5 protein-coding genes are annotated in these 4,208 nt (G+C 72.5%); 4 read left to right on the top strand and 1 reads right to left on the bottom strand.

Translation table 11 applies throughout. The annotated features are described in order from the left end of the window. The first annotated feature begins 76 nt into the window (after window positions 1–76). The 4 genes from AB0J52_RS29955 (at window position 77) to AB0J52_RS29940 (ending at window position 3,636) form a co-directional block, all read left to right on the top strand. Entirely contained in the window at window positions 77–742 is a 666-nt protein-coding gene (locus AB0J52_RS29955; protein WP_500185989.1) for a response regulator transcription factor, read from the top strand. A 136-nt stretch (window positions 743–878) separates the two neighbouring features. Continuing rightward, complete coding sequence (locus tag AB0J52_RS29950; protein ID WP_500185988.1) at window positions 879–1,523, top strand: response regulator; 645 nt, start codon at window positions 879–881, stop codon at window positions 1,521–1,523. Window positions 1,524–1,748: 225 nt separating this feature from the next. After that, complete coding sequence (locus AB0J52_RS29945; protein WP_500185986.1) at window positions 1,749–2,360, top strand: DUF6230 family protein; 612 nt, start codon at window positions 1,749–1,751, stop codon at window positions 2,358–2,360. A 7-nt stretch (window positions 2,361–2,367) separates the two neighbouring features. After that, the gene (locus AB0J52_RS29940) at window positions 2,368–3,636 is read left to right on the top strand and encodes a DUF6114 domain-containing protein (protein ID WP_500185983.1); all 1,269 of its coding nucleotides are present in this window, start codon (window positions 2,368–2,370) and stop codon (window positions 3,634–3,636) included. 43 nt (window positions 3,637–3,679) lie between these two features. On the opposite strand, the gene AB0J52_RS29935 is transcribed toward AB0J52_RS29940, so the two are convergent. Then, a partial coding sequence (locus AB0J52_RS29935) for a serine/threonine kinase C-terminal domain-containing protein (RefSeq protein ID WP_500185982.1) occupies window positions 3,680–4,208 on the bottom strand: 529 nt, incomplete at its 5' end.

The raw sequence follows: 4,208 nt of genomic DNA, 5'->3' as shown, positions 1-4,208 counted from the left end.
TCCGGGCCGGGCCGCGGCCGGGCGGCGGGTTCCGGGTGGAGGCCGTGCTGCCGATCGACGGCGACGAGGAGCGGGCATGATCAGGGTGTTGCTGGCCGACGACCAGGCGCTGGTGCGGGCGGGCTTCCGGGCGCTGCTGGCCGCGCAGCCGGACATCGAGGTGGTCGGCGAGGCGGGCGACGGCGAGACGGCCGTCGCGGACGCGCGGCGGCTGCGCCCGGACGTGATCCTCATGGACATCCGGATGCCCGGCCTGGACGGCCTGGAGGCGACCCGCCGGATCGCCTCGGACGAGCGGCTGGCGGACGTCCGGATCATCATCCTGACCACGTTCGAGCTGGACGAGTACGTGTTCGAGGCGGTGCGCGGCGGGGCCGCCGGGTTCCTGGTCAAGGACACCGAGCCGGTCGAGCTGATCCACGCCGTGCGGGTGGTGGCGGGCGGCGACGCGCTGCTGTCCCCGAGCGTGACCCGGCGGCTGATCGCCGAGTTCGCCACCCGCACGCGTCCGGCGCACGTGTCGCCCAGGCTCAACGACCTGACCGACCGGGAACGCGAGGTGCTGGCGCTGGTCGGCGAGGGGCTGTCCAACGAGCAGATCGCGGGCCGCCTGGTGGTCAGCCCGGCCACCGCGAAGACGCACGTCAGCCGGGCGATGGTGAAGCTCGGGGCGCGCGACCGGGCGCAGCTGGTGGTGCACGCCTACGAGTCGGGGCTCGTCCGGCCCGGCTGGCTCACCTGACGGGCCCCGTAGCCCCTGCTCCCGTGGAGATTCTCACTCTGCGACATTCCTCTGTCGCTGAGCGTGCGGACGTGCGATGGTGTGAGGTCAGGGGGGTGACCGGCACGGGCTGAGAGGTGACTTCGGAGGGCTGGGCGTGGCCGACGTGACCAAGATCCTCGCGGTCGACGACAGGGCGGACAACCTGGTGGCCTTGCGGGCGGTGCTCGACGCGCTGCCCGTCGAGGTGGTGTGCGCCGACTCGGGCCGCGACGCGCTGCGGGCGCTGCTGGGACAGGACTTCGGGCTGATCCTGATGGACCTGGTGATGCCCGGCATGGACGGGCTGGAGACCGCGCGGCACATCCGCAGCCGGCCGCGCACCCGGCACGTCCCGATCATCTTCCTGACCGCCAGCGGGGTCGGCGACCTGACCCAGCGGGCGTACGCGGTCGGCGCGGCCGACCTGGTGGGCAAGCCGTTCGACCCGTGGCTGCTGCGCGCCAAGGTGACGGCGTTCGTGGAACTCGACCGGCACCAGCGCGAGCTGCGCCGCCAGGCCGCCGCGCACCGGGACGCCGCGCGCGGCCCCGCTCTGCCCGAGGCGCGCCTGCGGCTCGTGGACGCGCGCCTGCGCGAGATCGAGTCGCTGGCCGAGAAGCTGGCGGAGGACGCCGAGGGGCCGGCGGGCGGACGGACGGAGCGGCCGGACCCGTCCGCGCTGCCGCTGGGCGCGCGGGTGCGGGCGCTGCGCCAGGCGCTCGATCCGCTGCTGCACGCGAGCGTCGCGCACCAATACTGATCACTGCACGTAGCGGGTTCCGGCCGTCCGGAACGACCTCTATTGCATGATCAATCGAATACTTCCCAGCTCAGCGATCTTCTGATTTTACCTTCGAGTTTCGGTCTGGGGTTTGAGCAAGTAAGTACTTGAGGGTAACTTGCACGATGTGTCACCAAGGTGACGTCTGTCACCGGTTGTCCATGGATGACCGTTTCCCACCCCCTCATCCCCCAGGGAGAGCACATGACCGAGTCCCCCGAGGCCGCGTCCGAGGCCGCGCTCGGCAAGGTCCGCTGGAAGCGTTTCGCCGCCCTCGCCGGGCCCGCCGTGGTGGGTGCGGGGGCGCTGGTCTTCATGACCGCGCAGGGCGCGCTGGCGTCCTCCTTCGCGGTCTCCGGCAGCAGCTTCAAGGTGCGCGCCGACTCCCTCGACGGCACCGGCTTCGTCCAGTACGGCGGCGCCGACAAGGAGAAGGACGGCACCCAGCACCTGGTCCAGATCTCCGGCATCAAGGACGCCAAGATCACCAACATGTGCCAGTCGGTGAAGGTCATGCCGGGCGTGGTGCTGCGGCTGACCGCCGGCGACGCCGGCAAGGCCGTCGAGGCGCACGACCTGACCCTGGACGTCGCGCAGCTCGACGCCGACGCGGTGTTCAAGGACATCGAGATCGGCCGCGACGCGTCCACGCTGGACCGCAACCCGGACGCGCTCGGCCGCGCCGGAGCCGGGATGTTCGGCCAGCAGGCCGGCGAGGTGCACCTCAAGAACGTCCGCCAGACCGCCTGGGCGACCACCGCCGGGACCTTCAAGCTGCACAACCTGTCGATGAAGCTCGGCAGCGAGTGCTTCTGAGGCGCGCATGAGCTCCCCGACTCCGCGAGGATTCCGCCGGTGGCGGCGCACCCGTCCCTTCTGGGGCGGGCTGCTCGCCGTCCTCGGCGGCCTGGAGATCATCGCCATCCCGCTGGCCCCGATGCCGATCGTGATCCACCAGGGCATGGCCGGGATCGCGAGCTGGCTGTTCGGCGCCCTGCTCGTGGTCGCCGGGCTGCTGCTGTGGTTCCAGCCCGCCCAGCGCACCTTCTTCGGGGTGCTGGCCGTCCTGCTGTCGCTGGGGTCGTTCCTGACCTCCAACTTCGGCGGGTTCCTGGTCGGCATGCTGCTGGGACTGCTCGGCGGGGCGCTCGGCTTCGCCTGGACGCCCGGGGTGAAGAGGCGCCGCGCGGAGACTCCGGCGGCCGGGTTCCCGGCCCCGGCGGTCCCCCTGCCCGCCGCTGACGTCCGGGTCGCCCCCCTGCCCGTGGCTCCCCCGGCCGCGCCGGCCCCCTCGGCTCCCCCGGCCGTGGACCTCGGCGTCGCGCCGCGGGCCGTGCAGGACCCTCGCGGGAGCATGCAGGACCCTCGCGGGAGCGCGCAGGACTCCCGCAGGGGTGCGCACGCCGCGCCGCGCGGCGGGAAGATCCTCGGCATCGCCCTGCCGATCGCGGCGGCCCCCGCGCTGCTCGGCGGGCACCTGCTGAGCGGACAGCCGCTCAGCCCGTCCCCGAGCGCGTCCCCGGCGGCGGCGTCGCCCAGCGCGTCCGCGTCGCCGAGCGCCTCGCCGAGTTCGGCCGCCTCGCCGAGCGCGTCTCCGAGCGCGTCCCCGAGCGGCTCCGCGAGCCCGAGTCCGAGTGCCTCGCCGAGCGCGAAGCCGACGGACGAGCCCAAGGCGAAGTCGGCCGGGACGGTCGCGGGCGCGTACGGCGACCTGTCGACGCTGCGAGCCAGTTCGCTGACGATGACGGGGCTGAGCTACGACGGCGTCGCGGAGCTCAAGACCGGCGCCGGGACCGTCAAGGCCCTGAAGTTCAGCATGGCCAAGGCCGTGCTGAAGAACGTGAACCAGACGATCCGGCACGGTGCGGTCGCGTCGGGGATGACCACGCCGCAGCTCACCCTGTCCGGCGGCGTGGTGATGTACACGACGAAGATGTCGTCGAAGCTGCTGGGCATCCCGCTCACGTTCAGCCCCGAGCACCCGCCGCCGCTGGTCCTGCCGATCATGACCATGACGGACGTGGTGTCGGAGCAGCCGTCGGTGTCCGCGCGGGACGCGCAGGCGTCCGCGCTCTCCATCGGCGGGGCCTGAGCCCTCGGGGGGCCTGCGCCCTCGGGGGCCGGCGGCAGGGCGGTCAGTTGACCCGGAAGGTGTCGTAGACCGTGCTGCGGATCTTCTGGCCGGCCGCCCAGCTCCCCTCCGGCGTCCGGAAGTACAGCGCGTACGGATGGCCCCTGAGCTGCACGAACCGGTCGACCACGTGGAACTTCGCGCCGCGGACGAAGGTGAACTCCCAGTCCGCGGCCGGGACGCCCTGATAGGTCAGCTTCGGGCTCATGTGGATCAGCCGGTAGCCGGGCAGCCGCTGCGAGCCGGGGGCCAGTGAGCTCTGCTTCTCGGCCTGCGCGCTCGGCGTGGCGGCGTCCACCGTCCAGGACGTGAGGTCCACGAGCAGGAACGAGTTGCCGTCCGGGGACTGGATCTGCGGCGGGCCGTCCACCGAGGCGGCCCAGTGCCAGTCCTTCGGCAGCGACACCCGGTACCCGTCCCGCTCGAAGGTCTTGTACCCGGCGAGCGCGTCGGTCTGGGCGACCTGCTGCCCAGGATCCGGTAGGCGATCGAGAACAGCAGCGGCCGGAACTCCTGGAAATCGTCGGTCCTGC

It is taken from the genome of Spirillospora sp. NPDC049652 (genome assembly GCF_040675125.1).
Taxonomy (GTDB): domain Bacteria; phylum Actinomycetota; class Actinomycetes; order Streptosporangiales; family Streptosporangiaceae; genus Spirillospora.
Note: the sequence above shows the minus strand (reverse complement) of the source record. Positions and strands in the feature narration are given on the sequence as shown.